Origin of the sequence: Leptolyngbya sp. FACHB-321 (assembly GCF_014695975.1) — a bacterium.
GTDB lineage: Bacteria > Cyanobacteriota > Cyanobacteriia > Leptolyngbyales > Leptolyngbyaceae > Stenomitos.
Map to the genome: position 1 here is coordinate 1 of NZ_JACJPI010000016.1, position 24,444 is coordinate 24,444.

17 protein-coding genes and 3 pseudogenes are annotated in these 24,444 nt (G+C 49.6%); 13 read left to right on the plus strand and 7 right to left on the minus strand.

From position 1 onward, the window contains the following. The 4 genes and pseudogenes from H6F76_RS30175 to H6F76_RS02100 form a co-directional block, all read left to right on the plus strand. A pseudogene (locus tag H6F76_RS30175) lies at positions 1-111 on the plus strand (IS982 family transposase); the annotation flags it as partial. 557 nt (positions 112-668) lie between these two features. Next, positions 669-1,133: an NYN domain-containing protein gene (locus H6F76_RS02090; RefSeq protein ID WP_190505491.1), complete on the plus strand. Its 465-nt coding sequence runs from the start codon at positions 669-671 to the stop codon at positions 1,131-1,133. Between the two features lie 87 nt (positions 1,134-1,220). Continuing rightward, positions 1,221-1,907: a ribonuclease III gene (rnc, locus tag H6F76_RS02095; protein ID WP_190505493.1), complete on the plus strand. Its 687-nt coding sequence runs from the start codon at positions 1,221-1,223 to the stop codon at positions 1,905-1,907. Between the two features lie 208 nt (positions 1,908-2,115). Continuing rightward, positions 2,116-2,834, plus strand: a pseudogene (locus H6F76_RS02100) (IS1 family transposase). A 96-nt stretch (positions 2,835-2,930) separates the two neighbouring features. On the opposite strand, the gene H6F76_RS02105 reads toward H6F76_RS02100, so the two are convergent. Then, on the minus strand, positions 2,931-4,013 hold the full coding sequence (locus tag H6F76_RS02105) for a WYL domain-containing protein (protein ID WP_242036480.1): 1,083 nt from the start codon (positions 4,011-4,013) through the stop codon (positions 2,931-2,933). A 226-nt stretch (positions 4,014-4,239) separates the two neighbouring features. Between H6F76_RS02105 and H6F76_RS02110 the strand changes: the two genes are divergently transcribed. The 5 genes from H6F76_RS02110 to H6F76_RS02125 are packed head-to-tail and all read left to right on the plus strand — an operon-like array spanning position 4,240 to position 14,372. Further along, the gene (locus H6F76_RS02110) at positions 4,240-4,761 is read left to right on the plus strand and encodes a hypothetical protein (protein WP_190505497.1); all 522 of its coding nucleotides are present in this window, start codon (positions 4,240-4,242) and stop codon (positions 4,759-4,761) included. A gap of 36 nt (positions 4,762-4,797) precedes the next feature. Beyond that, a complete protein-coding gene (locus H6F76_RS02115; protein ID WP_190505499.1) occupies positions 4,798-7,158 on the plus strand; it encodes a hypothetical protein in 2,361 nt (786 codons plus the stop codon). Further along, positions 7,148-8,062: a hypothetical protein gene (locus tag H6F76_RS30180; protein WP_242036481.1), complete on the plus strand. Its 915-nt coding sequence runs from the start codon at positions 7,148-7,150 to the stop codon at positions 8,060-8,062. Before H6F76_RS02115 ends, H6F76_RS30180 begins: the two co-directional genes overlap by 11 nt. A 20-nt stretch (positions 8,063-8,082) precedes the next feature. Then, positions 8,083-9,165 carry a DEAD/DEAH box helicase gene (locus H6F76_RS29505; RefSeq protein WP_199321861.1) on the plus strand — a complete coding sequence of 361 codons (1,083 nt, stop codon included), beginning with the start codon at positions 8,083-8,085 and terminating at the stop codon, positions 9,163-9,165. Next, complete coding sequence (locus tag H6F76_RS02125) at positions 9,102-14,372, plus strand: Zn-binding domain-containing protein (RefSeq protein WP_199321862.1); 5,271 nt, start codon at positions 9,102-9,104, stop codon at positions 14,370-14,372. The genes H6F76_RS29505 and H6F76_RS02125 overlap by 64 nt, the downstream gene beginning before the upstream one ends. A 138-nt stretch (positions 14,373-14,510) precedes the next feature. Here H6F76_RS02125 and H6F76_RS02130 read toward each other — a convergent pair whose 3' ends face one another. After that, positions 14,511-15,110, minus strand: coding sequence for a tyrosine-type recombinase/integrase (locus tag H6F76_RS02130; RefSeq protein WP_190505501.1), 600 nt, complete (start codon positions 15,108-15,110; stop codon positions 14,511-14,513). Positions 15,111-15,455: 345 nt separating this feature from the next. Between H6F76_RS02130 and H6F76_RS02135 the strand changes: the two genes are divergently transcribed. Further along, complete coding sequence (locus H6F76_RS02135) at positions 15,456-16,301, plus strand: recombinase RecB (RefSeq protein ID WP_190505503.1); 846 nt, start codon at positions 15,456-15,458, stop codon at positions 16,299-16,301. A 524-nt stretch (positions 16,302-16,825) separates the two neighbouring features. On the opposite strand, the gene H6F76_RS30185 is transcribed toward H6F76_RS02135, so the two are convergent. The 4 genes from H6F76_RS30185 to H6F76_RS02150 all read right to left on the minus strand — a co-directional run bounded on the left by H6F76_RS30185 (position 16,826) and on the right by H6F76_RS02150 (position 20,857). After that, positions 16,826-17,176 carry an HNH endonuclease signature motif containing protein gene (locus tag H6F76_RS30185; protein ID WP_347275968.1) on the minus strand — a complete coding sequence of 117 codons (351 nt, stop codon included), beginning with the start codon at positions 17,174-17,176 and terminating at the stop codon, positions 16,826-16,828. A gap of 87 nt (positions 17,177-17,263) precedes the next feature. Then, positions 17,264-18,496 carry a group II intron reverse transcriptase/maturase gene (gene ltrA, locus H6F76_RS02140; protein WP_242036482.1) on the minus strand — a complete coding sequence of 411 codons (1,233 nt, stop codon included), beginning with the start codon at positions 18,494-18,496 and terminating at the stop codon, positions 17,264-17,266. Positions 18,497-19,390: 894 nt separating this feature from the next. Continuing rightward, positions 19,391-20,545 (minus strand): endonuclease/exonuclease/phosphatase, encoded by a 1,155-nt coding sequence (locus H6F76_RS02145; RefSeq protein ID WP_199321863.1) that lies wholly within the window; start codon positions 20,543-20,545, stop codon positions 19,391-19,393. Between the two features lie 123 nt (positions 20,546-20,668). Beyond that, positions 20,669-20,857: a hypothetical protein gene (locus H6F76_RS02150; RefSeq protein ID WP_190505505.1), complete on the minus strand. Its 189-nt coding sequence runs from the start codon at positions 20,855-20,857 to the stop codon at positions 20,669-20,671. A gap of 838 nt (positions 20,858-21,695) precedes the next feature. On the opposite strand from H6F76_RS02150, the gene H6F76_RS02155 reads away from it, so the two are divergent. From H6F76_RS02155 to H6F76_RS02165, 3 genes are all read left to right on the plus strand, one after another. After that, positions 21,696-22,484, plus strand: coding sequence for an alpha/beta hydrolase (locus H6F76_RS02155; protein ID WP_199321864.1), 789 nt, complete (start codon positions 21,696-21,698; stop codon positions 22,482-22,484). A gap of 466 nt (positions 22,485-22,950) precedes the next feature. Continuing rightward, complete coding sequence (locus tag H6F76_RS02160; protein WP_190505507.1) at positions 22,951-23,178, plus strand: hypothetical protein; 228 nt, start codon at positions 22,951-22,953, stop codon at positions 23,176-23,178. A gap of 12 nt (positions 23,179-23,190) precedes the next feature. Then, the gene (locus tag H6F76_RS02165; protein ID WP_190505509.1) at positions 23,191-23,490 is read left to right on the plus strand and encodes a hypothetical protein; all 300 of its coding nucleotides are present in this window, start codon (positions 23,191-23,193) and stop codon (positions 23,488-23,490) included. Here H6F76_RS02165 and H6F76_RS02170 read toward each other — a convergent pair. Continuing rightward, positions 23,487-23,687 (minus strand): annotated as a pseudogene (locus tag H6F76_RS02170) (HNH endonuclease signature motif containing protein); the annotation flags it as partial. The gene H6F76_RS02165 and the pseudogene H6F76_RS02170 overlap by 4 nt on opposite strands. Positions 23,688-24,444: the final 757 nt, after the last annotated feature.

Consider the following 24,444-nt stretch of genomic DNA (forward strand, 5'->3'; position numbering starts at 1 on the left):
CGTTCTCCAGTCAATTGCTTTGTCAATATCTTGGGCGGATTGATTGCCTATTGCCATCAGCCAAAGAAGCCATCCATTGCCCTTGACCACAATTTGCTCCTTCCGGCTTAACCCGAACTGACGTTAGGTAGTAAGTAGCCAGGATATAGCTTGGCGATCGCAAGCTTTTAAGCTTTGCAGCAACCACACAAAGTTAATACTCCTAGTATGTTGAGGCAGTTGTCATAAGATGCCTTCTAACATCCCTTCTTGACAAAGCTTGAAGTGCAGTGCCATCTTAAACACAATGCAGCTTTATCAATCAAGGCAGACGACCGTCTGGGTTTTTGTCTTATAAGCATCATCTCTGTGCCTTGACATGACATAGGGCTACTAACTTGGTCTAGCAGTAAGCTGGCACAGGTCTCGGGCAATAGCGATGCAAAACTTTGGCGTAAGTGACGTTTGCTTACTAATGCCATGCTTTTTTCATACCTACTGTTCGGCAATCTGTATGAGTTTATTGCTAGTTCAATTTAGTCGCTATATGTCACAACACGGTATGAAGATGCTGCTTATAAGACTTCAATCATCGAAAGCTAAATACCTTTGGCATCACCACAGCGTATTCAGCTTGTTGGATCGAGCTTGAGCACTAGGGCTGCCTCAAAAAAATTGGAGGCATATTTATGTTGAACCAACCAGATGGTTTGGTCATGTCGTCTGTGGCAATTTTGTGTGATTGGCAAAACGTCAGGGGCACGCAAGCGCAGCTTCGCTGTCTCATAGCGTTTGCCTGTCTACGTGGCACGATCGCGTTTAAGCGTGCCTACGCACACTGGCGACGTGAAGAGGCTCAGTGGGAGGAAGTGTTCGATGACTTGGAATTCGAGTGTATTAATACTCCCTCCTCCAAACGCAAGAAAAATAACGCCGATCACAAACTGATTGCCCATTGCAGGCAGCAGATTCTCCCTCATCCGGACATTAAGACCGTCATTCTGCTCTCTGGCGATGGCGATTTTAAGGGATTGGTATGTGACCTTCAAGCAAAGGGCAAAGAGGTGATTGTGATCGCGCAGTGTCTTAAGAAAACAAGTCGCAAACTCAGGCAAGCGGCGGATGAGTTCCACTTATGGCAGCAGCTTTGCTAGCAAGTTTAGTCACTGGCTACCCCTCTCGAAGCAGAGGGGTAGTAGCAGTGCATCGGAGCCAATTGCCATCGAGAAGGAGCATTATCAATGCACAAATTGTTGACCTTTCGGGACGAAAAGTTGTTGCGACAGGCGTTAACGCACCGTTCCTTTATCAACGAAAATCCCGGTGAAGCGCATAATGAGCGGTTGGAGTTTTTAGGCGATGCTCTACTGACTTTTATCAGTGGTGACTATCTGTACCGTCGTTACCCAGACATGGGGGAAGATGAAATGACACGGCGGCGGTCATCACTGGTGGATGAGAAGCAACTTGCTAAATTTGCGCGGGAAGTGGGGTTAGATTTTCGGATGCGTTTGGGAAGGGGTGCAATTCAGGAAGGTGGATTTAATAATCCCAATTTACAGAGCAGCACTTTTGAAGCGGTCATTGGCGCTTACTACCTGGACAATGACCGCGATATAGAAGCGATCCGTCCGCTGATCGAAAGTTTTTTCAATGCTGCTTTGCCAACGGTCACAGAAACCCGTTCGCACGTTGATGCTAAGAACCGCTTTCAGGCATGGGTACAGGCAAGCATTGGGTCTGTCCTACCGCAGTACGTAACAGAGCGCACAGGTGGTCCCGATCATGCACCGGAGTATCTGGCGCGTGTTTTGGTCAACGGCAAAGTTTATGGCGAAGGCAAAGGCTGCGGTAAGAAGGGGGCGGAGAAGTGTGCCGCCGAAGATGCTTTAGCGCGGCTCAAGGCTCAAGGCTTGCTTTCGGGCTGAGCACCATTGCAGGTACTAGAACGTCTGCCCAACCTCAAGAGGGCAATGCTGCTATACGTCTAATCCGCAATAGCCGCGCTCAAGCAGAGTCCTCCAATACCAATTTTGGTAGTGCTAAACATGTAAGGATGGCGAATCTCTAGCTCGAGCAGGGTACAGCGCTAGAGGCTGAAATGTTATGGCTGATATGCTGCGAGCCAAATTAACCATGTCATTGACACGCCCCTGCTGCCCCAGTTGCCACTCAAAAAACGTGGTCAGAAACGGCAGCATCCATAACGGCAAGCAAAACCACAAAGGCAGCGACTGCGGTCGCCAGTGCGTCCAAGACCCACAAAATAAGGTCATCGATGCGGGCACGAAACGCCTCGACAAGTTGCTGTGAGAGAAGATCCCGCTCGCCGGGAGCGCGAGGGTCACCGCAGTTTCCGAACGATGGCTGCAGCAGGCTGTTCATGCCAAAGACGAGCCGGTGCCTCGCCCAGTCACGGTGAGCGCCAAAAAAAGGGGCGCTTGACCCTGGAATGCGACGAGGCAGGGGCATTTGTCGGCACCAAAGGAAACAAGCAGTGGCTCTGGTTAGCGCTTGACCGTCGTACACGTGAGCTTGTGGGGGTGCAGATTGGTAACCGTAGCTAGGAGGGTGCTCAAGCTCTATGGGAGTCTTTGCCAGCGGTCTAGCGTCAGTGTACCCTCTGTTATACCGACTTTTGGCAGGCCTACCGTGCGGTCTTACCGAGCCAACGGCACCGTTCTGGCGGCAAAGAAAGCGGGCAGACCAAGCACATTGAGCGCTTTCACTGTACGTTACGGCAACGCGTCTCACGCTTAGTGCGCAAAACCCTTTCGTTTGCTAAGAAACTGGAGCATCACATTGGGGCGATCTGGTTTTTCATGCACCACTACAAGGCATCCTTACCTCTTTAGCACTACCCTTTGTTTTAAGGCTTATTAGAGGTGTTACTCCTTGATCTACGCATCAACTTCTTGATTTTGCAAAGAGTTATGCTCATAGCGTTGGAGCTAGGTGTAAGACATCGTTTCATGCCTTTTAATTAGTTCGTCAGGCAGAATAAACTGGGCATGCTCCATGAAACGACAGACCCAGAAACAGAATTCATTGAGAGACCGATTCGGTAGCTCCACAGCATAATCCACATAAATGGATTTACCATCTTTACCTTTTGGTCCCGCTTGAATTTTTTGGTTAGGATGACGCTTTTCTCCTTCCAAAATGAACATTATCACCTCCGGGAAGAAGCGGACAACTACCTTGACAAAAGGCAGGAGTCCTTGCCTTTCAAGTTTCTGCTCCTCAACAGATCCTAAATTCCGTCCCCAGCCGACTTCTAATAGTCGATGCGCTTGTTCTAAGCTTCGCTGTTGCTTGTCTATAGATCGACCTTCAAGATCAATAACTCTCAAATGGTCACTAAAACGATCAATTCTTGAGAGGGCTAGATGTTGGGTTTGACAATCTTCATGAAGGAGATACCAAGCAATATCAGAGTAAACCAGTTGAAGTGGGTAAATCTGAACGTAATGAATATTTCCAATTTCATAAGGGTTCCGACATCGGAAAAGCTCTATTGCTTGTCCCTTAGTAATTGCCAACTCTAATATCTCTAGTTTTTCGTACAATGTCCCTCGATAACGATGCTGAGACATCATTTCTTCTGGGTTTGTGTAAACGATTGAACGATCAATATGAGTTCTTATCGGATAAAACAGTGCATCTGCTAATTGCAACCCTCGTAGTCGTCGTTCAAGCGTTTGGTAGAGATGATTGACTTGAGGATCTTGTTGATACTTTGCTTGGGAGTGGAGAGCGTTAAGAGCAACTTGAAGTTCTGCCCGATCGAGAGCTGCTGTACCTAGATAGTAACCCCAACGATAAGACGGTTGATCAAGGATGCCAAACTGTCTCAGCGTCTTCAAGTCTTTCCGAATCGTGTGCTCTGAGTAATGGGGTAAGGAAATTCCGGCCTCGCCTGCAACTGCTTGGAGCCGTTCTATTACGACTGAAATCGCGTTATTGGAAGTATCTTGCTCAGGTTCAGGACAACCCGATCCAGGGTACTTGAGTAGCGTTGCAATTAGCAGCATTAGCCGCTCGAATGCTTCAGGGGTGTTGTAAGAATGACGTTTTACACTCATTAAATTTTGTCAAGTGTGCCTGCGATATCCCTGATCGGCAAGTTAAACAGACGAAAGCCTTACCAGGTTTAGATTTCCCTCACTTTTTATTTTCTACCTTTATATAGCGAATTCTTCGGTTTTAAGGGGAAAGCTTACTTAAGATGCTTTTAGATACAGGACTAGAGGGTGATCAATGACTTTCTCAAGACCTGGGAACGCCGAAAGACTTTGGGGGCAGCTTCAAATTGAGGATTACTGGGGGCACTACGATCGCTCCCCAGGTCAGCGCTTTTTAGGCAGTATTCGGATCTCCAGAAAGGTTGTAGATCAACTACTTCATATTGTTCGCAGTAGTTTTACACATGTTCAGCCATTCACGTTTGCAGCGTTAGAAGAACGATTCGGAGGGCATGATCCTCAGAACTATTGGATCAGACTAAGCACATTAGCCTTATCGGAATACGCATACTACGACGAAGGACATACTGGTTTTTGGGAGGGAGTCTGCAATCGCCTCGGTCTACAAAGAACACAAGGAGTGGAAAATACACTCAGAGCAGTTCTGAAAAAGGGCATCAAACTGTTGGGCTTGGTTGAAACTCAGCAGAGTAACTATTATGTTTCAACGTTATGGCTACAAAGTGGGATTCCCCAGCAAAACCTGGAACATTTTGCCCGCTTATTGCAAGACATTTCCCAAGACTATGGCTGGTGAGAAATTGCCCATGCAGAGCCAGAAGACTTGTCACAAATGGTATATGAGTTTTGTTTGCATCGACATCCGCAATGGGGAAGGCTACTAACGTTCTTAGGGAGTAGCTATGCCGAGGACGATGAAACAGTGGAGCCGATTTCAGGGCAATTGCTTCAGGGCATTGCGATCGTGGCACAGGAACTGGAACGGCGGGGACTTTCTCCCGCAATTTTGCAGGATAGCCAGCAACAGGAACAGTTTCTCCAAAGCTATTGTTTGCCCAACACGTTCTTCCTTCGCAGTTGGGACAATCTGATTCAGGTGCTTACACCTCAAGAGCAGAGCCAAACCACACGGCGCGGCATCATTGGTTTGCGGAAAAAGCCGCTATCCCTGAGGCTGGATAGCGTCGATTCAATGGATATTCAGCTTTACCTGCCGCCTCAACTGCTCTGGCAGTCGGGATGGAATCAGTTTCGGGGAACTTATTGTCAAATTCAGGAGCATGGTTGGGAAACTACGTTGCCTCATGCTGGGGGGATGGAGGTTCCAGCGTTGGTACAAACGGTGAACCGGGTTTGTCAGCGATGGATATGGCAGTTGAGATCGCACACGGGTGCCTCTCTCACCGAATGGCACTGTGAAGGGATTGCACCAAACTGCCCAATCCTGATTTTTGATGCGTGGACGGGTGATCGCCTGCTGTTTAGCAGTGAACTAAAGGGCAGCACTGAAATCATTTGCTTTTTTGCCAGCAGCACTCAGTTGGAATGCTCAGACGGCATTGAATTATTGGATGGTTTTGTTCCCTGTAGCATTGCGGGTTGGCGTGGGCAACAATTACTGCTAACTATCGCTCAAGCGCAGCTTACCTTTCGCTTTGCCAATGGCACACAGTCTTTTCTATGGAGTCAGGTTCAGGCAGACTATCCTCAGTTACGCGGTTTGAAACTGAAGGGTAGACAGCCAGTTTATCTGGACGTTCCCGCGCTCTGGCATCCACCCTTGCCTCTGAGCAAAGCGGTCAAGGTTTTGGTCGAGGATCTGACGCACCGCACCATCCTGACGGCACCAGACGAAACCCTGACGGTAGCTGCTAATCCCAATTGGCAGAGCATCCAGTTATCGCGGTGGATTACTCGATCGGGTGCTTATGCGGTGCGGTTGTGGACTCAGGATTATCGCTGGTCTGAACAGTTTGAAGTGAAGTCCAGCTTTGAATTGAGCCATCCGGTGGCTGGCTCGGCGTTAGTGGTCTGCGATCGCACCCAAACCCCTATTGATATCCCACTGCAAGTTCCTGCTCCAACAGACTTTTGGCTTAGTGAACTCACCCTGCGCGGCTTGTGGGCAATGGAAGAGGTTACACTTCTGCTCACTAATGGAGCAATCACCCAACGATATTGGCAGCAAGCCACGATCGCGGGTGCGCTGACAATTCATCTGGCGGCCTGGCGCGATGTTTTACCAGAGTCAAACGGGTATGCCTTAAGTTATCAGCGGCAGGGAGAAGTCCCCCAACGATTGTTAGAAATGGTTTCTGGCAGTCTAGTTAGCCAGACCTGGGCAAATCAGGCAATTCACCTCTCTGGCTTACATCCAGGGCAAGCCTATACCCTCACATTTTGGAATGTGCTAACACCACAGAATCAACCGCTCCGACGTACTGTTCTTGCCTCACCCGATCAAGATACGGTGACGGTTCCTTTGAATGATCTGTGGGGTCTTTTTCATGTTCAGCTTGAATATTCTAGTTGCGCTGTCCAAAGTCTGGGCTGGTGGAGCGGGATTCAAACTATTACTAACGTGTCACTACCAGATGAACTGAGTGATGACAGGTTTGAATATTGCATGAATATCTTTGAGAACCAGCCTGTTGAAGCTTTTTCAGTAGAAGTTAGACGGCTTGATCTAGACATTGACGTACAAACCGCAAATCGGATGATTGCAGCTTTGGAAAACGATTCGTGCCATCTCCCAGACTGGCTCAATCGAGATTTATTGCATCAAAAACTACAAGTATTTCTAGGATCTCCAGCTAATCCAACAGCCACAGTTGAAGCCGAGACAAGCATTAATCCACAAGTATATGCCCCTGCAATTGTCTCAATTAATGGACACGCAGTTACGCCTCCCCAGCCAGGAAGTTGGTATTTAATTACAATCCGACCTAACAACAATAGCCAGTCCATTTTTTCTAGAGAGCTGCGACGTAGAGACAATAGCCATTTAATTGAACGATGTGAAATTCCATCGTGTAATGAATATCAGCAATATATCTTGATTAAGACGAGTAACTTACCAGGTGAAATATTAGAACTAATACGTCAAACTCCTTGCTTTCAGAGGATTGAGCGTCGTCCACTTTCTCTAAATCAAGTTACTCAAATGCTAGGAAGAAATCCTGATGCCGCCTGAATTAATTATTCACCTCTTAAGTAACCATCGGCAACCACATCGGGTAGAACTGCCACAACCGCTGACACTACGGGCGATTGCCACCCTCATTCAGCAGAGCTTACCGCCCCAACAGGCAGATATATCCGTACAGCTTGACGCTGACTTACGCGAACTTCAGGCTCAGGGGGAGGTGTTGGCAGGGACGGGGAATCGGTTTTGTATGGCTCCGCCTGTGGTTGTGGCAGAATCTGAGACGAATCTAACAGGGATATTATTTCGAGGCGATCGAGCCTACCTGCGCTTGGCACATCAAGCTCTAGAAACCGGACAACCGTCTGTCAAACAGAGTCTTCGTCCGAGAATCAATGGCTTTCACCGGACCAAAGAGCGGTTGCGAAATGTTGGTATTCGACTCCTCACTGCTGGCAGCAGTGTGGATCATCTACCGCTCCCAGAGTTACCACAACCAGTTATGTTGCAAGGCTGTGAAAGTCCCAATCCCTTTCAAGCTGCTACTTGGACAGACCCCATTTGTCAGTATGTTCCCAGGTTGGGAACGCAACAATTTGAGCGCTGGGTTCCCATCACGCAAGCAGCTTTACACGATCTCGCTCTGCTCAAGCTGCCCACGGGCGAATGGCTCTGGTTTGAAGCCGATCAATTCTATGAATTAACCCCTGACACCGCTTTGTTGGCAATGTTTCAGCTTGATCACGGCGCAAACGTTCCCCCTTCTCTGCCCTGGGATGACGCTCCTGGCAGATTGAACTTACAGGGGATCAGCTTGCCCAGTAGCTACGCTCAATTACTCTGGCGGCTGTCCGAACCAGATGCAGATAGCCCGCGTACCCGCTTGTTTGCCACTGCCAACCGCCCGATCGCTCGTGAGGCGCTACTCCGCCTGGGTTGCATCCTCGTCTAACTCTCCACTCCTCACCCACCATGTCCCACTATCTCAACCCGATCGATGCTGCTGCCGAACCCCGCCAGAACCTCATCCGTTATTTGCTGACCGCCTATCCCCTGCGCGATCCCCATCTGTGCTCTGGCTTCAAGCAGCTTTTAGAAGCACCGGGTACAATCTCCCAGCATCCCTACCTGGAAGGCGCACAGCCCTACCGACCCGCCAGCACAATCCAGCAATTGGTGGCAGAAGGGGTACTGCATCGAGAAATGGCACGGCTGTTCAATCCGACTCGTGCCCTTTACCAACATCAAGAAGCCGCAATTCGAGCAGTGGTGCAAGAGCAAGAAAACATTGTCGTCGCGACGGGCACTGGTTCTGGGAAAACGGAGTGCTTTTTGATGCCCATGCTGGATCACCTGCTGAAGCAACCGGGACATGGTATGCAAGCCCTGATTCTGTATCCCATGAACGCCTTGGTGAATGATCAGGTGAAACGGTTACGGCAACTGCTTTGTCGGCAGGGCGAAGATCAGGCGTTGATCCGGTTTGGGTTTTATACTAGCCGGACGGTGACAGACCCGCAAGCGGCAGTAGAGGCATTGAAGAATGAGCTGGAGGCAAGCGATCGTGATGAACTGTTGCAGTTATTCACGGAGGAACAGCAGCGATCGCTGAACCTCAGCCGTCCAGAATATCTGGTGCGGGAAGCACTGCAACAAATTATGCGGGTGCAGGCAATTTCTCGGCAGGAGATTTGGGACAACCCACCCCATATTCTAGTGACGAACTATTCCATGCTGGAGCATATGCTGATTCGCCCCAAGGAACGGGAGGCGATTTTTGAGTCTGCCCATGACTTTAAGTTGCTGGTGGTGGATGAAGCGCACTCCTACAACGGTTCGACTGGAACAGAAGTTGCCATGCTGTTGAAGCGGTTGCGAACGGCAGTGGGCATTGAGGACAACGGCAAATTACAGGGAATTGCTACCAGTGCCACTTTAGGAGATCGCGACAATCCAAAGGTCTTAGAACAGGTAAAAGCCTTTGCGGGGATTTGTTTAGTGAACCGTTTAACTGCGTCATTTGGGGCGATCGCGTCCCGGTGGCAGAACGCTTAGGCAATCCTTATGCCTTACCAGACGGGTTGGCAGAAGCCGATGTTTATGAGCATTTCTGCGACCTGGAACTACTGGCTCTGACCGATGCGATCGCTGAATGGAAAAAACAACTCAGTTATCTAGTGCCTGAGACTGTACTGCAAACGGCGGCAGCAGAAGCGTCCGACGATGTTCACCAGTTTCTCTGGTTGGCGCTAAAGCAGCATCCCACAGTGCATCGGTTGATTGCACTCTTGAGCCAGTCGCCCCAGCCCTGGGATCAGATTGCTAGATCGCCCTCTCTTTGGCACATTCCCACTTCGCTCGACGGCAGTATTTTGCCCGAAGAAGAAGCCAAATTAGAAATTGCCCTCTCCAATCTAGTGCAATTAGGCACACTGGCACGGCAAAACCCTGACGATCTGCCTCTGCTACCCGTGCGGCTACACCTGCTGTTTCGCAGCATCGAAGGGTTGTATGCCTGTGTCAACGCTCAGTGTCCTGAAACGTCCGTAGATCCCAATCATCCTGAACGCCCCAAACGCTATGGCAAACTCTACCTCAATAGCAAGACCCGTTGTGAGTGCTGTGCAGGTCCGGTGATTGAACTATCGAGTTGCCGCAAATGTGGACAGGCATATGGGTTAACTTATCTGGGCACTGGCGATGAACTGCAACTCTTGCCCCGCTCCCTGGAAGCCGTAGAAAACAGTAGTTCTATTTATGTACTTACTGCTGGCACCCTGGATAGCATCACCAATGATGAGGGGGATGATGACGAAGCTGACGATCAACCCAATGCTGCCAATGTTGGAACATTTACGATTCAACCAGGAAGCCAGACCAATGGCTGGATTGGCAAGCGATCACAAACCCCACCTGTTTCCACAAGTAATGCGGATCAATGGGTCTTGCAGTGGCAGATGCCGCCCAACACTAAAAACCTGCAAGGGGGGTACTTAACTCGATGTCCGGCGTGTGCGGCGGGGAGAGCACAAACAGCGGCGATCGGGCGGTTTGTTTCCTATACCGATGCCCCCCTGGAAGTTATGCTGGATAGCCTATTCGAGCTACTGCCAGAGCCCGGACAGGCTTCCGCCCAGGCAACCAAACGGAAACTCTTAACCTTTTCCGATGGTCGTCAGGATGCCGCCTTCTTTGCCTCTGACTTCCAACGCACCCATACCGAAACGCTCTATCGTCAGATCGTCTGGCAGGCATTTGCAGCGGTGCATCAGGATGGGGTTGCTTCCATCAATCAGATCGACGAAAAATTAGTCGATCAGTTTCTCCACCTTTCTATTCCCCACCCTGATCGCGAAGCTGATAAGCACCACTGCAGCTATGTTGCCAACGATGAAAATGAAGAAATTAGCCTCAACTTGATCGATTGCAAAAAACGCGCTCAAGGTCGTGCAAAAGAGTTACTGTTGCGCGAATTTGGCTTGCCCTCTGCTCGTCGCTTTTCGATCGAAGCCTTGGGTTTACTTGCCTGTCATTTGGAATGGCATGATCCAATGCTGCGTCAGGTTGCAGAGCGGTTTGGTTTAACTCATGCCGAAGCGTTGATCTTTCTGACGGGATTAACAGACACCATTCGTCTGGCGGGCGCGGTTGATTTACAAGGCGCGTCGCGGTATTTTCCAGAAACGGTCGGCATTGAAGGCGGACAACCAGCTCGCTTGGATAGCCAAGGGCGTTCCCAGATCTATCTCAAATTACGTCGAGATCCCACTGATCCTCAACCAGCGATCTCATTTCTCTGGCGTAAAAAAGCCAACGGTGAACCCACCGAGCGGCAAAACCAGATTGTGACCTATTACCGTGATTTTTTGGGCAAGTTCCCCGCCGAAGACGACCTCCTATGGTTGTTTGATGAATTGCTGCGGCAGGGTTCTCTAGTGCGGTATCACGATGGGCGGCAACTCCATTGGGAACTGCTCAATCTCCGGCGAACCGAAACAGACTGGCATCAATGCAATACCTGTCAGCAGATTTTCCATCGTCCCGGTTTATCAACTTTAAAGGGACAATCTCAATTTGGAGTCGATCGCTGTCTTGCGCCACGCTGTCAAGGAACATTACAACTCTTTCAGCCAGAGCAATTAGCCGATCATCACTACCGCCATCTGATTCAGGAACGATCGCTCTTACCGTTACGCGCACAAGAACACACTGCTCAACTAGGCACTGACGAACTGGCAAGCCGCGAAAGTCGCTTTCGTCAAGGCAAAATTAACCTACTCAGTTGCTCAACCACCCTAGAAATGGGGGTAGATATTGGCGAATTGCAGGCGGTTGCCCTGCGAAACTTTCCGCCCCATGTCAGCAATTATCAGCAACGGGCAGGGCGGGCAGGACGACGCACCGATGGTGTGGCAATTACGCTGATGTACGGGCAACGTCGCCCCCACGATCGCTACTACTTTGAACAACCCGCTAAATTGATCAACGGCAAAAATCAAGTGCCCAAACTTGATCCCACCAATTTTGAAATTCAAAAACGTCACATTCGCGCAGAGTTATTAGCCGAATTTCTCCGCACCGAACATCAAGTTAGCGCAGAAAAAGTGACGATCGCCCGCTTTTTAGGAATGCCTGATACGTTTATTGTCCTAGCTGAAGTGCCTGCTGAAGGCATGATCCATCGCTTGCGGGAGTGGCTCCATACCGAACGAGCAAAAAACTTGACGCAACAATGGTTAGAACGGCTGAACAATCAACAACCCGTTGTTTTTGTGGTGCAACAGTTCGAAGCGGATTTGCAGGAGTTTCAAACTGAGCAATTACAAGATTGGAATGGCTTGGCAACGGTCTTACAAGAACTGAGACAGGCAGTGCGAGATGCAGAAGATGCCAATGAAACCAAAAAGCAAAAGGCATTGGAATATAGGCGCGATCGTGTGCGCGATGAATTAGACAAACTGAAGAAACAACAACTCCATGAGGAACTGGCAAAAGCTGGCATTCTACCCATTTATGGCTTTCCCATTGATGTCGTTCAACTGCTGACTAGAGAGAGCCGCCAATTTTTTCAGGGACAGGGCAAACATCGCCTCCAACGCGATCGTCGGCTTGCCCTAGGAGAATATGCCCCCGGACAGGATGTTGTAGTAGACGATCGCGTCCATACCAGTGTCGGTGTCATGCGCCCTGATGACTTGCCCAGTCGTCACTATTGGGTTTGTCAAGCCTGCAATTTTTTCATAGCAGCCAGCACAGACACAGATCTTCTCACTCGGCTAGGTGTCGCCGAAGGCGATCCCAAATGCCCGATCTGTCGAACCAAACCATCTACCAATGAGCAAAAACCCCGCTCCTATAAAATTCCCAAAGCATTTACTACTGATTGGAGTGAGATCCCCAAAGTTACGCCCTATAGCAAACCGATGCGCCAACCCACCTCTCAGGTGTTCCTAGCACAGGAGGGCAACAATCCGGAGCAGATCCAGGCTGACCTTTATCACTTGACGTTAAGCCAGGGTAGTAAATTTTTTCTATCCAACCAGGGTCCGCTAGAGGATGGGCGTGGGTTTAAGAATAAAGGGTTCGCTCTGTGCAAGAAATGCGGGCGAGATGTGAGTGATGACGTACGTACCCAACTGCGGAGCCGGAGCCGACGCGGACAAACCAGCAATTCTCGTCAAATCACCCATTCCCATCCAATTAAAGGGAATCCCTGTGACGGCTGGTATGAACACATCCACTTAGGACATGAATTTCGTAGTGATTTGCTCAAGCTTCGGTTTACTCCAACAATCAATCCCCCGCCTCCGCCTTTATTTGATACAGTATTACATCTGAATGCAGGGGGTGAAATTCACTCCGATACCGATGGCAATCGCAATCAGACAGCAGTTCCAGTAACAGGAGCAGGCTTTTGGCGATCGCTCACCTATGCTCTACTAGCGGCTGCCGCTCAAGTGATTGACGTGCCTCGCGCTGAATTAGATGGGCTATTCCGTCCGGTGGAAGAGAGCCATACAGGGGCAGCCGAAATTATCCTTTACGATAACGTTCCCGGTGGCGCAGGCTACAGCAAACGTATTGCCGAATGTTTTCCCACAATCTTGCAACGCGCCTTCCACTTTGTTGAATCCTGTAGTTGCAGCAGCAGTTGTTACGACTGTTTACGCACTTACACCAATCAAATCTTCCATCACGAACTTGATCGCCATATGGTTGCAGCCTTTTTGCGTCCGATCGTCGAGCGAGTGCAACCGGACGAAGTCCTGAAAGCTTTTGCCCCCGATGCTAACAGAATGGGTTTAGCTCAGATAGCAGCGGCACTCGAAAGTTACTGCACGATGGCTAGTTCACTCAGCATTGGCTATCTACCGAGCATCACGGAACCATTCACTCTCAAACTGCTGACCCAGATCGTCTATGCACTCGACCAAACAACTCCGCTAGAGTTGATTGTGACCAATCTGCCTAATCGCTCCAACGATGACCTAACAAGAGTACTGCGGAAACGTTTGGCACAGTGGATTGATCAGGGATTACTGAAACTTTACACAACCTCCGTGGAGCAATTTCCAACACTTTGCCTGAGTAGCCTGTCACCTCATCGCATTGCTCTCCAGCTTCACTTTGCAGAGAATGGAGAGCCAGTCGAGTGGCTCCAAACACGTAGCCAACAGGGGATTGATCAAGTTTTGCAAATCTTGCAAAACTTACAAGCACAGGCACAACCCATAGCAGCGGACATCTTAGAAGATCCCGATACTGTTGTTGTTTTCCCAACGCCTCAGTGGGGTAATTTGAGCCTTACCGAATTACGAAGACAATTGGGCTTGGAGCAGGTGTTGCAAGGTAATCGCGTCAAGAAAATGATTTACAGTGACCGCTACTTGCATTGTCAACCATTTGGCGCAGAAATCTTAGCCTCTTTGCTGCAAGGCGACTGGCTAGAGAGCAGTTCTCACTTAGTGATCCAGATTCAGCAGATGAGAGAAGAGTATAGCAATTGCAATACTGGACGACGGATAGTTATAGAACAAGCCCTGTCACAACTCAGTGGACAGCTTACAGTCGAGATGCGCCAGTATCCAGAACGTTTCTATCCACCTTTTCCCCATCGACGGGAACTCATAATCAGGCTGCAAAACAATCAGACTTACCGCATTCTTTTCGACAAGGGAATGGACTTTCTGGAGAAAAATGCTGATGGCACTCTCCGCATTACAGAGGCAACCTATGTTGTAACGATTCAAGTCACTCACTAAAAAGGATGCTCTTGCCGAAAATGCTTCACAACGTAAAGGTTGCCCAAGAACTTGGATACAAGTTGCTCTACTTAACCAGTCATCCGGCTCTTCCTGGCTTTATTGACTAATGCTCATTTTCGGCAAAGACAGAAGACCTTACAGTTCCAACTCATAGATCGCCGCAATCTCATTAGACTGAATCCCCAAATACGCCAATGTTTGTTGCTGTGTCGCATGACCAAACGCCTCCATCAGCAGGGGAATCGCCGTACCGCGCTCTAAGCGTTGCCAGTAGCCCCATGTCTTCCGGAGCGTATGACTGCCATAGTTGCCCTTCAGTCCGACATCCTGGCACCAGGTCTTCACCCGTGTGCTCATCGTTTCTACCGTCAAACAGCTGCGTTGCCCCGTGAATAAATAGTCCTCCGGCTTCAAGTCGTCGATCTCTAACCAAGCTTGAATGGCAGCGACAGCGGTGGCATTTAGCGTCACCGGACGATACTTATGCGTCTTGCGTTGCTTTAAGTCCAGCAAATCTCCGGCTTGCAGAGTCTTCACCTGTCCCACCTTCAGCGAGAGCAACTCATTCGCCCGGTATGCCGTGTTAATTCCCAGCGTGAACAAACATAAATCGCGGGGACGGTCCGCCAGAATTTTCTTAATGCGGGCGATCGCCTTTTTATCCCGAATCGGCTCCACCTTAATGGTTGATCCGGCAGCAGGATGGTTGGGATTTTGACCCTTGGGGAACGGCACCACGATCACCCTTTAACTTAATTAACTTTTTCAAATTTTAGCCTGAATACTTAGTCAGCGAGCCGCCTTGCAATTTAGGCACGTCTCGACCGCAGCGCACTCAAAGCTAGTCTCAATCGTCCTTCCAGCGCCTCTTCCCACTCATTAACTATCTTTAGATAGTTAGTGAGTTGGGAGAACCTCAAATAGTGCAACGCACTCTGCCTCAAACTGCTGCTGGAACGAACGAGGGCTTGGAGCCTTGTTGCCTAGTCAAGTCAAACTAGCGCCGTGCGACAACTTCTATCAAGTTGATGGCGTGTAGTTGGTGCATCATTAAGTGATCTTGAGCTTATGGAGCAGAGAATGCAGAGCGTTGCTTTACGCAAAACGGCTGCAGGATGGGAGTTTATCAGTGAAGCCGCTTTAGAGCAGTTTGTTTGGCAAAACCTGTCAGAGCTCTTTGGTTTTACACCACTGCGGCAACAGTATCGCCTGAAGGGTGAGATCTGCGACCTTCTGGCGCTCGACCGTGAGGATGGGCTGGTGCTGTTGAAGTTGAAGAATGTAGAAGACCGCTACCTGATGCCTCAAACCACGCGCTACTATGACAGCCTCTTGGAGGAGAAACCTTTTTCGGACAAAGTTGATTATGGTCGTCCCCTTCGCCTCATCGCAATTGCCCCTAGCTTTCATCGCCATAACTGGATTGATCAAAAGTACAGCCGCCTCGATGTTGAATGCCTGTCCTTCAGCATTCACCAAGAGCCTAACGGCTTTTCTCTGCACCTAGCACAGTTAGAGACAGGACACAACATCAAGGTGGCATTGCCTTATCAAGCGTTAGACTTGGCGAGCTTTGATGACCAGCTTCCTCCACCACCAGCGCTCTTAGTAGATTGGCTAGGTGCTTGTGACGCAGCCGCACAGAAGGCACTCATCAGCACCAGAGCAAAGTTGTTACGCTTTGATCCGCGACTGCAAGAAACGGTAGTAGCGAAAAGCGTACAGACGCGGGTTATCCAATATGGCAGAGGGCAGAAACTCTGTGCTGAGTTGTGCTTTGACCGCAAAGCCAAGCAACCCGTGCTTTTTTGTGGCTCACCCTGCCAACTGGTTACAACAAAAAATTGGTGGGCAGAATGCGTGTGTGGCTACAAGGTGGGGAAGCTGCCTACGTGGGTCATATCCCCGAAGGAATGGGCAAGATGAAATCACTTGAAGAGTGGGCACAGGAAGGTGTGCAACAGCATCAACTTTCGGCAAGTTTTACACGCAACGCACCTCAGCCTGTCTCGCTTTAATCGTATTTCATACGCTTAGAGCAATTGCGGTATAGCTCGACAAGCACTTACAACCTCGATGCTTTGCTCGCGATCGCGCTTCAGAATTGGTTTGAACGGCTTTAATTATGAAGGGGATACGTTACCCCATCTATTGCTGCTGTCATTCGCGTCTCATGCCTTGGTTTAAGAGAGTGGCAACCAGCGGTCTAACCGCATGATCTGGCAAGCAGAGTTACGGCAGGTGGGCGTTCCTTTTTAATGCTAGGACGGAATTTTGCCGAAAAGAGTGGTTGAATTATTGCTTATAGTACGGTTAAAAGTCTTGCTAGGAAGGGGATGAAGAGAAAAACATTACCGACTTAAAGTCGGGTAAGGAGGACATATCGCTACATCCTCCTCCCCTCAGAACCGGACGTACTAGTTACCCAGTATCCGGCTCAAGCAAGCCACTTACTCTACCGTCTTCGTAGAATGCAGTTGTTGATGACAACACTGGTGAACTAGCACCAGATTGCTATAGGTATCCTTTCCGCCTTGAGCTTTTGGCTTTAGATGGTGCCTGTGAATGGATTCTCCGTTGTAAAGAGATTCACCACAAACTGGGCATCGATGCTTTTGTTGTTGGGCGAGTTTACGTGAGCTAGGAGTTAGAGTTTTGGCTTTTGCCTCTTCCCGTTTCTTCCAATAGTCCTGTAAGGCAGGATCGTCTGGTGATGACTTGCCTTTGACCAAGACATGGCGCTTAATCGTAAACCAGCCAAACTTGAGCAGGTATGCACCCGTTTGCTTGTCACCAAACACCCAACGGTCTGCTCGGTCTAAATTGAGCCGCCCCCAGTATTTGGACTGCCGCCAATGCCAGGGTTTGCCAGGGTGTTGTCGCTTTGACTACCGGATTTCCCGGTGTATCATCCAAAAATCTAGCTTTGAGAAGACCTTGCTAGCACAACTCATGCGGAAGTAGTTTGCCCATCCCCCAATCACTGGGTTAAGGTTACTGATGACAATGCCAATTGGCTGACCCTTTACTTTGAGCCATTCCTGGCGTAGCCGTTCCCGCAATCGTTGTAGCGATTTCCGGCTTGGGGTGATGAGTAATGTCCACCCGGTTGGAGTGCTTGAGGTTTTGTACTGTCTACAGTTGAACCCGAGGAAATCAAACCCTTCGCTCAAATGAACAATGCGGGTTTTCTCCTTTGATAGGCTGAGCCCACGCTGTTGTAGCCATTGCGATAACCGCTTAAGACAACAGTGAGCATCCTCCTGGGTTTTGCAAAACACCACAAAATCATCCGCGTACCTCACAACCCCTCTTGCTCTCTTAGAGGAGCCTTGACCGGTATCGGAGATGCCTAGCGCTGCTTCCATGCCATGCAAAGCAATGTTAGAGAGCAGCGGTGAAAGCGGTCCTCCTTGCGGTACTCCGATGTCCGAGTCATGCTGCCGTCCATATACCACGTATCCTGCTTTGAGCCATTGCCAAATGAGTTCCCTAGCCGGGAAAGCGCCAAGGCGATTGAACAAGAAGTCGTGATCAATAGAGTCAAAGGCGGCCTGAATATCGGCATCAATCACCCACGGTCGCCGTGAACCTGCACGAGCATTGCTGAAGATACGAACAATCGCATCATGACAACTTCTGCCAGGACGAAAGCCGTAACTGGTTCCTTCAAATTGGGCTTCCCATTCAGGTTCAAGCGCATTCTTGACTATTGTTTGAAGGCAACGGTCTCGAATCGTCGCAATTCCTAAGGGACGCTGTTTGCCATTGGCTTTAGGAATGTAGACTCGTCGTACTGGCTGTGCTTGCCAAGGTTGGTAGCGCGTGAGTGCATCGACTAGCGCACCACGGGTAGCCGCTGTTTTGACAACGATTTTGTCTACCCCTGGTGTGTTCTTACCTGCATTCAATTGCGTCACTCTTCGCACACTCAACAGAATGTTGGAATGGCAGCGCAACATGAGTTTCTGAAGTGAGCGAACTTTTGCATAGTTCGCTTCGGTAGTAGCCCGAAAGGTGCGTCGTCTCAAGTTCCGCACGATTCGATTCGCTTTGCGCCAGTTGATGCGCAGCCAATCTGTCTGTGCCATTGGTCGGTTTGCTAGGGGTTGTGCCTGCATCGAACGTATCCGCTGGTTAGGAACTTTCACGCCGTTCTTTGGGTGACTCACCTGACCTCTGTTGGCACCCTTTCAGGTTAGGCATTTGCCCTATCCAGCAGGTTATGCTTTCCCTTTGCCTTTCGGCGGCTGGCATTCGCTTCTGAGGTCATCCTTTTCCTGCTGAAGCGTTGAGCGTTCTTTGCAGTTCGCTGACTGAAGCAGTTGCTTCAGACTTCATCAGGGTTTCCACGTTTCACATGGATGAGATGCAACTGGGGTAGGTGCCCTCTTTACTGCGGGGAAAGTGGTGTCTGTGATCTCAGTAATGCTGAACTGAAATCCACTAGAACCTTATGGTTCTGATTCCCAACTTTGCTTCACGTATCAGCCTCTTTCGTGAAGACGTGCCGTTACGCAGCCTCAACGAGGATTCACTTGTGTTCACCTGTCCAGTTTTCCCCTCGTCTGGTTTCGGCTGATGGCTATCCTACTTCCTTGGACTTTGATCCTCGCTTCGTACCTTATCGTTACCAACAACGCACGGAGGTCTGGGGACAGGTCTAGACACTGACCTGGGGAGTTTGAGTCTCCCACTCATTCCATGCAACTTCGTGTCGCACAGCATTTTCGGCAAAGGTGCAAGCTGGGATGCAGCTAGGGTAAAAAGTGCAAGATAGACTGGAAAGCTTTTTCCAGATTGAGTTACAGAGCATCTGTCGAAGTGAGGCTCAGTATTGGGACCGCTGCTGCCACCCGCAACTAACCAGACATTTTTAGAGCGTTTCAGCAACTAATCCTGAGGACAGAATCAGGGTTTCAGACGATAACTTTTGAGTTATCGATGCCAAGTTTAGCCCAATGCCATTGTCCCTAAAGCAGCTTTAGGCAGTGAGTCCAGATTAAACTGGCAGCCTAATCCGGCAGTGGCACCCGCAACCACAGCGGCAGATGGTCACTCACTTCGTGCTCGAACTGAGCAAAAAACTCCTTCAGCTCCGGTTTAGGCAACGCTGCGAGTGGCGACACGCCTAGCGCCTCGCGAAACAACTCGGCAAAGTTAAACACCCCATAGTCAGGACCGCGAGGGTTCTCGCCCATATGTACATTGTCTTGGTACAGGGGCAGACGCTGATCACGACTGAAGAAGCCAATCTGGTCAAAGGTTTCACTCAGGCGGGCATTAGTGCGGAAGGGCTTCTTAGAGCCAGGATAGGGATCAAGAAAGGGAAAGTTGATATCAATGGCATTGCCCACTGCGTCATTGAGTGTTTTGATATGCTTGGCAATCCTTACCCGGTCCTGCTCCGGGTCATCAAAGTCAAGGTTCAAATCACCCATCAAGACAAAATTGGGATAGTAGGCTTTGTCCTGCTCTTGCACCCGCCCCAGAATCCACTCCATGAGCGCGTCAAATTCATGGCGACGATCGTCCACCCCTTCACCAAAGTACAGGTGCGCGTTCACCGCCATAAATTCGTAGGGTTTGGTACCTGGATGCCCCACAACTCGGAAGCTGGCGCAGAACGGTTGGCGAATGAAGGTCAGGAAAACTGGTAGCTTAATCTTCGCTCCCTGTCGAACCTCGCCTGTAACTGGATCGAGATGGGGGGTGATCGACGCCTGAAGCTTGTCCTTATGCTCCAACAGGGTGGTAATCAGTTTAGTGCGGTCAATGGAAATATCGGACACAATATCACCCCGTTCCACTAGGGAGCGGTTGAAGATGAACCCCAAGCGTTCCCCTAGCCCTTTCTCACCTGGAAAGGAGCCGGTGACGTCCGAAACCACAGCACCAAACTCCGGTCCCATCAGCGACTTAAGATAGTCAAAACCCTCCAGGTCATCCATAATTTCCTGCACCGAGAGCAGATCAAAATGACTGCAGACCCGTGCCAGAAACTTCCAGGTCGCTTCACTGCGCTGTCTTTTGGCACCGAGTTTGCGGATGTTGAAGGATGCCAGCACCACTGAGCCATACTCCCGTTTGGGTAGCCCATAGCGGTTGGGGTCGCGGTCAAACGTCTCTCTAATTTTGTCCCATGCCTCGGCACTTAACTCAGTCATCATTCCCTCAGTACCAGTAAGAGTAAAGCTGTGCTTTGCGTTAAGCAGTTAGTTTAAGCGAAGCCACTACCTGTTCATGATTCGACTGCCAAGGCTCAATGCCATCATTCGTTAGCGTCTCGTCCACTAGATGGTTGTTGAATACAGAAACAGATTAACGCTACCAAGATGCTCAGCCACAAACGCATGGCTCACCATCATTTGCTCCAGCGCTTCATGATGCCCATTATAGATGCGGGTGTAGTAGAAGTTGCCGTAAGTCTGCCGAGTCTGAATGTCCTGCACTCGGTAGCGTTGCACGTCGATCTTAGGCACAAATGATTGGGATGCAGTTAAGGAAACGTTAAATGTAGTCTCGCTGCGACGGCTTATCCCTCCAATGAGTACAGACAGCGAGTGTGCAACGAGGTCTAATTTAGGCGTGAAAGATAGACGTAGATAGGAGTTCAGCCAGCACACCCTAAACTAAGCTCGAACTATGTACTAATCGGAGGGCCGTAGTACATAGTTCTTCTGCTCAGTGATTTGTGAGTTGAACCCACATGCTTTCGTTGCGCTTCTGCCTGAACTTGAAGCAGCCACAAAGACCACTTCTGCTGTTGTCTGGTTGCAGCTGCTGGCAAAAGTGCAAACCCTGAAACCACCTTCGCCATTCCTTCTGGAACTAACTTAGGCAAGACTTTTCAGCCCATCCCACACTTTTTGCCGTCATGTCAGCTCATCCAGATCGAACTTCTCGACTACAGCAGCCACAGCCTCAATCTCATGTTGTAAGTCTTCAATTGTGAATGAGCAAAAAATATGGTGCAATTCGTAAATTGATGACGCAATCAGTCAACACAACTCTAAATAAGCATTCCAGCTTCTAACAGCCTAGGATGAACTGTGTCCAAGCAGCAGTGACTAGAAGTAAGCTAGAAGTTTGAAACATTTGTGGATTCTGGTTTCGAAAGACTATGCCACTCATTTGCAAATCGTGCCATATTTTTTGCTCCTTCACAGCTGCCCCGTCGCTTTCATGTAAAAGCCTCCTCTCTCTCAAGAGGGGTTCATGCGGCTATTAAGCTTTGTTACGGTTTCAGGGTTGGTAAGAATGATAAGCGCATGACTTCTGACTGCACTCCTGTGTCGCGAGCCCACCTGAACGAGCATTATGTTGATCTCAACGATTGCCGCCTCTTTTATACACAATGTGGTGCCAATTCAGAGGCAACACCGCTTGTGTTTCTACACGGTTGGGGCATCTCCGCTGAACCCTATGGTGAAGTCCTGCAACGACTGGCACACCAGCAGCCAGTGTTTAGCTCCCGACCTACCTAGCTTTGCTCGCTCGTCTTATGACCAACTGCTGCCCGACTACGACAGTTATGCTCGCCTTTTGCTGGCGTTCCTGGAGCGTCTCAACCTTCACCAAGTGCATCTGGTGGGGCACTCACTGGGCGGCGGCATTGCCATTACTTTGGCGGCGCTGGCTCCAGAGCGAGTCAGAGGTCTGGTGCTAGTCGACAGTACCGGCGTGCCGCGTGTATCGCTCCTAGAGGTCATACCACGCAGGGCTCTTGAAATGACTGCTCAACTCTTGCTGCCCAAACTGGGGTTGAAGTTGGGCAAAATTCCGCAGGTCTTCACGCATAACCTGTTGTTTAACACAGGCAACCTGCTGCAAGCCTTATGGCTTTCCTTACAGGTCGAACTCAAACACTTATTACCGCAGATTCAAGCACCCTGTCTGTTGTTGTGGTCAGACAAGGACTTGACTACACCGCTCGAGGCCGCTCAGGAAATGGCGGCCATGATTCCAAACTCCAGCTTAACCACTGTCGAAGAGGGTTTCCACGAATGGGGGCTCTGGTATCCCGAAAAATTTACAGCGCTGCTGCTGACTTTTGTGCGTCAGGTGGAGCGTACTGCTACGAGCGCACAGACGATCGCGATTGAATGAGTAGCTGGACCGCAAGTGGCATGAAGGGGCAGACTAGGGTACCTGTGAGGCAGTCGGAGCTTGAAACTCCGGCGCTCTCGTTCATACTCACTGGACTCTAGCTGTGAAGGAGCAAAAGATCTGGTCTCTTCCCAGGTTTTAGTGATCTGGGTTCTGCAACAGCTTAAAAACCTAGCACCTTCGTCATCAAGAGCAGCGGCTATGCCCTTTTTCACCAAAAGCTGGAGCGACCATAGTTTTCTGGTCATTCCCAACATAGGAGGCTATGAGTTCAAATCCTACCAATCTGCTCATGGTGCTTAAAGCCGAAGTGGTCGAGACACCAGTCTGTGAAGCTGTTCATTAACGGGAGTCGAACCCGTTAATGAACAGCTTCTGCTGGAATTCCTGTCATGCTGACAGGAATTTGATAGGGAAAAAATTCAGCCTTTAAACTGATGAATAATGTACCTTTGTACTAGCACTTATGCGTGAAACGCAAGCAGGCTATTGGCTCGATCGCGATTACCTGGACTTTGCCTTGCCGATCAATTACCCAGGCAAACTCAATCCCCAGATTAACATAGATGTTTTTTGCGATCGCTGGAACCTTAGCACAGACGACTTCTACAGGGCATTAGGGGATCTAAAGACTGAGGGAATTGTGGAATCGATTTCCAATCGTCTGGATTTGCATCTTCAAGAAACTGTTTAGAAAGGAGATGCTATGAGCCAATATCAAAGGGAGTTACCGTCGTTTCCACCGCTCTTTAATTACCCTCTATTTGCGCCTCCGATCGAGCTTGACGGGGAACTAATCTACGACGCTCGACACTGTGCTGCGTTTTTCCTGTATCAAGCTTCTCTTCAGGAAACGAAAGCAATCAACATTACATTAGAACTCATCAAAGAAGCTAATTCAAAGATTGATGTGATCCAATTATTTAATCAATTCGAGGTGGCGGGAGCGCTGAATACAATTGATGAATGGGGAAAGCACTCCTACTCCCAAACCAAGGGACGCTAGTCAGCAGGAATTAACCCCTGCTTTAACGCGCGCGCGATCATTCCCTGATTGGCATGACTAACGCGCAGTACATGGCAGCGCCGACACAATACACGCAAGTTGCGATCGCGGTTACTGCCACCCTTCGATAATTCGACAATATGGTCGATGTCTGTTTGCCAAAGTGGGAGCGAGTAGGGCAAAGTATCCACGCAGTAAGGACCCTGGCACTTTCCTTAATCTCGCTCCCAAATACGCTTTCGCGTTTTTTGCTACTCGGCCTTATGCTGCCGTTTGGTTCTGCCTATATGTAATAACCGTGCCGTGTCTTGTCATGCCGAGCCCTGCCCTGTCGGACCACGCCGAGGCAGGACGCGCCTAGCCTGGTCGAACCATGGCTTGCCTGATTCACCTTGTCAGGATGAATCAGGAGCCTTAAACGTTAGTAGGTTAAATCTCCCTAACCCTATGGTTAGCCCATTGCCCAAACACACGAGCGCTCCAGCCTGCACGCAAACACTCTCCATTTGGCTACGGGATACAATCGACTTACCAAATTGAATTTCGAAGCTGCATTGCCAACCAGGTGCCGCGGTGACTCGATAGCAAATGTTTCGGTTTTTAGTGGAAGGATTCACCACTGGTGTGAATGAGCAAAAAATATGGCGCAATTCGTAAATCAATGGTGCAATCGGTCAACGCGACTCTAAATAAGCATTCCAGCTTCTAACAGCCTGGGATGAACTGTGTCCAAGCAGCAGTAACTAGAAGTAGGCTAGAAGCTTGAAACATTTGTGGACTCTGGTTTCGAAAGACCATGCCACTCATTTGCAAATCGTGCCATATTTTTTGTTCATTCACATGACTCGCCCACTTTGCCGCCCTGACTTGAGCGCTTCAAAGCGCACTCCAGGTTCGCACCAACCGTAACCATCCTCCTCCCGTTCATCCATCCCCGATTCATCGCGGTAGACT

What these genes read in the sequence shown, in the direction of transcription:
- H6F76_RS02090 (WP_190505491.1), top strand. Translation starts at nt 669, where the DNA reads ATGTTGAACCAACCAGATGGTTTGGTCATGTCGTCTGTGGCAATTTTG.
- rnc (WP_190505493.1), top strand. Translation starts at nt 1,221, where the DNA reads ATGCACAAATTGTTGACCTTTCGGGACGAAAAGTTGTTGCGACAGGCG.
- H6F76_RS02105 (WP_242036480.1), bottom strand. Translation starts at nt 4,013, where the DNA reads ATGCTGCTAATTGCAACGCTACTCAAGTACCCTGGATCGGGTTGTCCT.
- H6F76_RS02110 (WP_190505497.1), top strand. Translation starts at nt 4,240, where the DNA reads ATGACTTTCTCAAGACCTGGGAACGCCGAAAGACTTTGGGGGCAGCTT.
- H6F76_RS02115 (WP_190505499.1), top strand. Translation starts at nt 4,798, where the DNA reads ATGGTATATGAGTTTTGTTTGCATCGACATCCGCAATGGGGAAGGCTA.
- H6F76_RS30180 (WP_242036481.1), top strand. Translation starts at nt 7,148, where the DNA reads ATGCCGCCTGAATTAATTATTCACCTCTTAAGTAACCATCGGCAACCA.
- H6F76_RS29505 (WP_199321861.1), top strand. Translation starts at nt 8,083, where the DNA reads ATGTCCCACTATCTCAACCCGATCGATGCTGCTGCCGAACCCCGCCAG.
- H6F76_RS02135 (WP_190505503.1), top strand. Translation starts at nt 15,456, where the DNA reads ATGCAGAGCGTTGCTTTACGCAAAACGGCTGCAGGATGGGAGTTTATC.
- ltrA (WP_242036482.1), bottom strand. Translation starts at nt 18,496, where the DNA reads ATGCAGGCACAACCCCTAGCAAACCGACCAATGGCACAGACAGATTGG.
- H6F76_RS02145 (WP_199321863.1), bottom strand. Translation starts at nt 20,545, where the DNA reads ATGATGACTGAGTTAAGTGCCGAGGCATGGGACAAAATTAGAGAGACG.
- H6F76_RS02155 (WP_199321864.1), top strand. Translation starts at nt 21,696, where the DNA reads ATGTTGATCTCAACGATTGCCGCCTCTTTTATACACAATGTGGTGCCA.
- H6F76_RS02160 (WP_190505507.1), top strand. Translation starts at nt 22,951, where the DNA reads ATGCGTGAAACGCAAGCAGGCTATTGGCTCGATCGCGATTACCTGGAC.
- H6F76_RS02165 (WP_190505509.1), top strand. Translation starts at nt 23,191, where the DNA reads ATGAGCCAATATCAAAGGGAGTTACCGTCGTTTCCACCGCTCTTTAAT.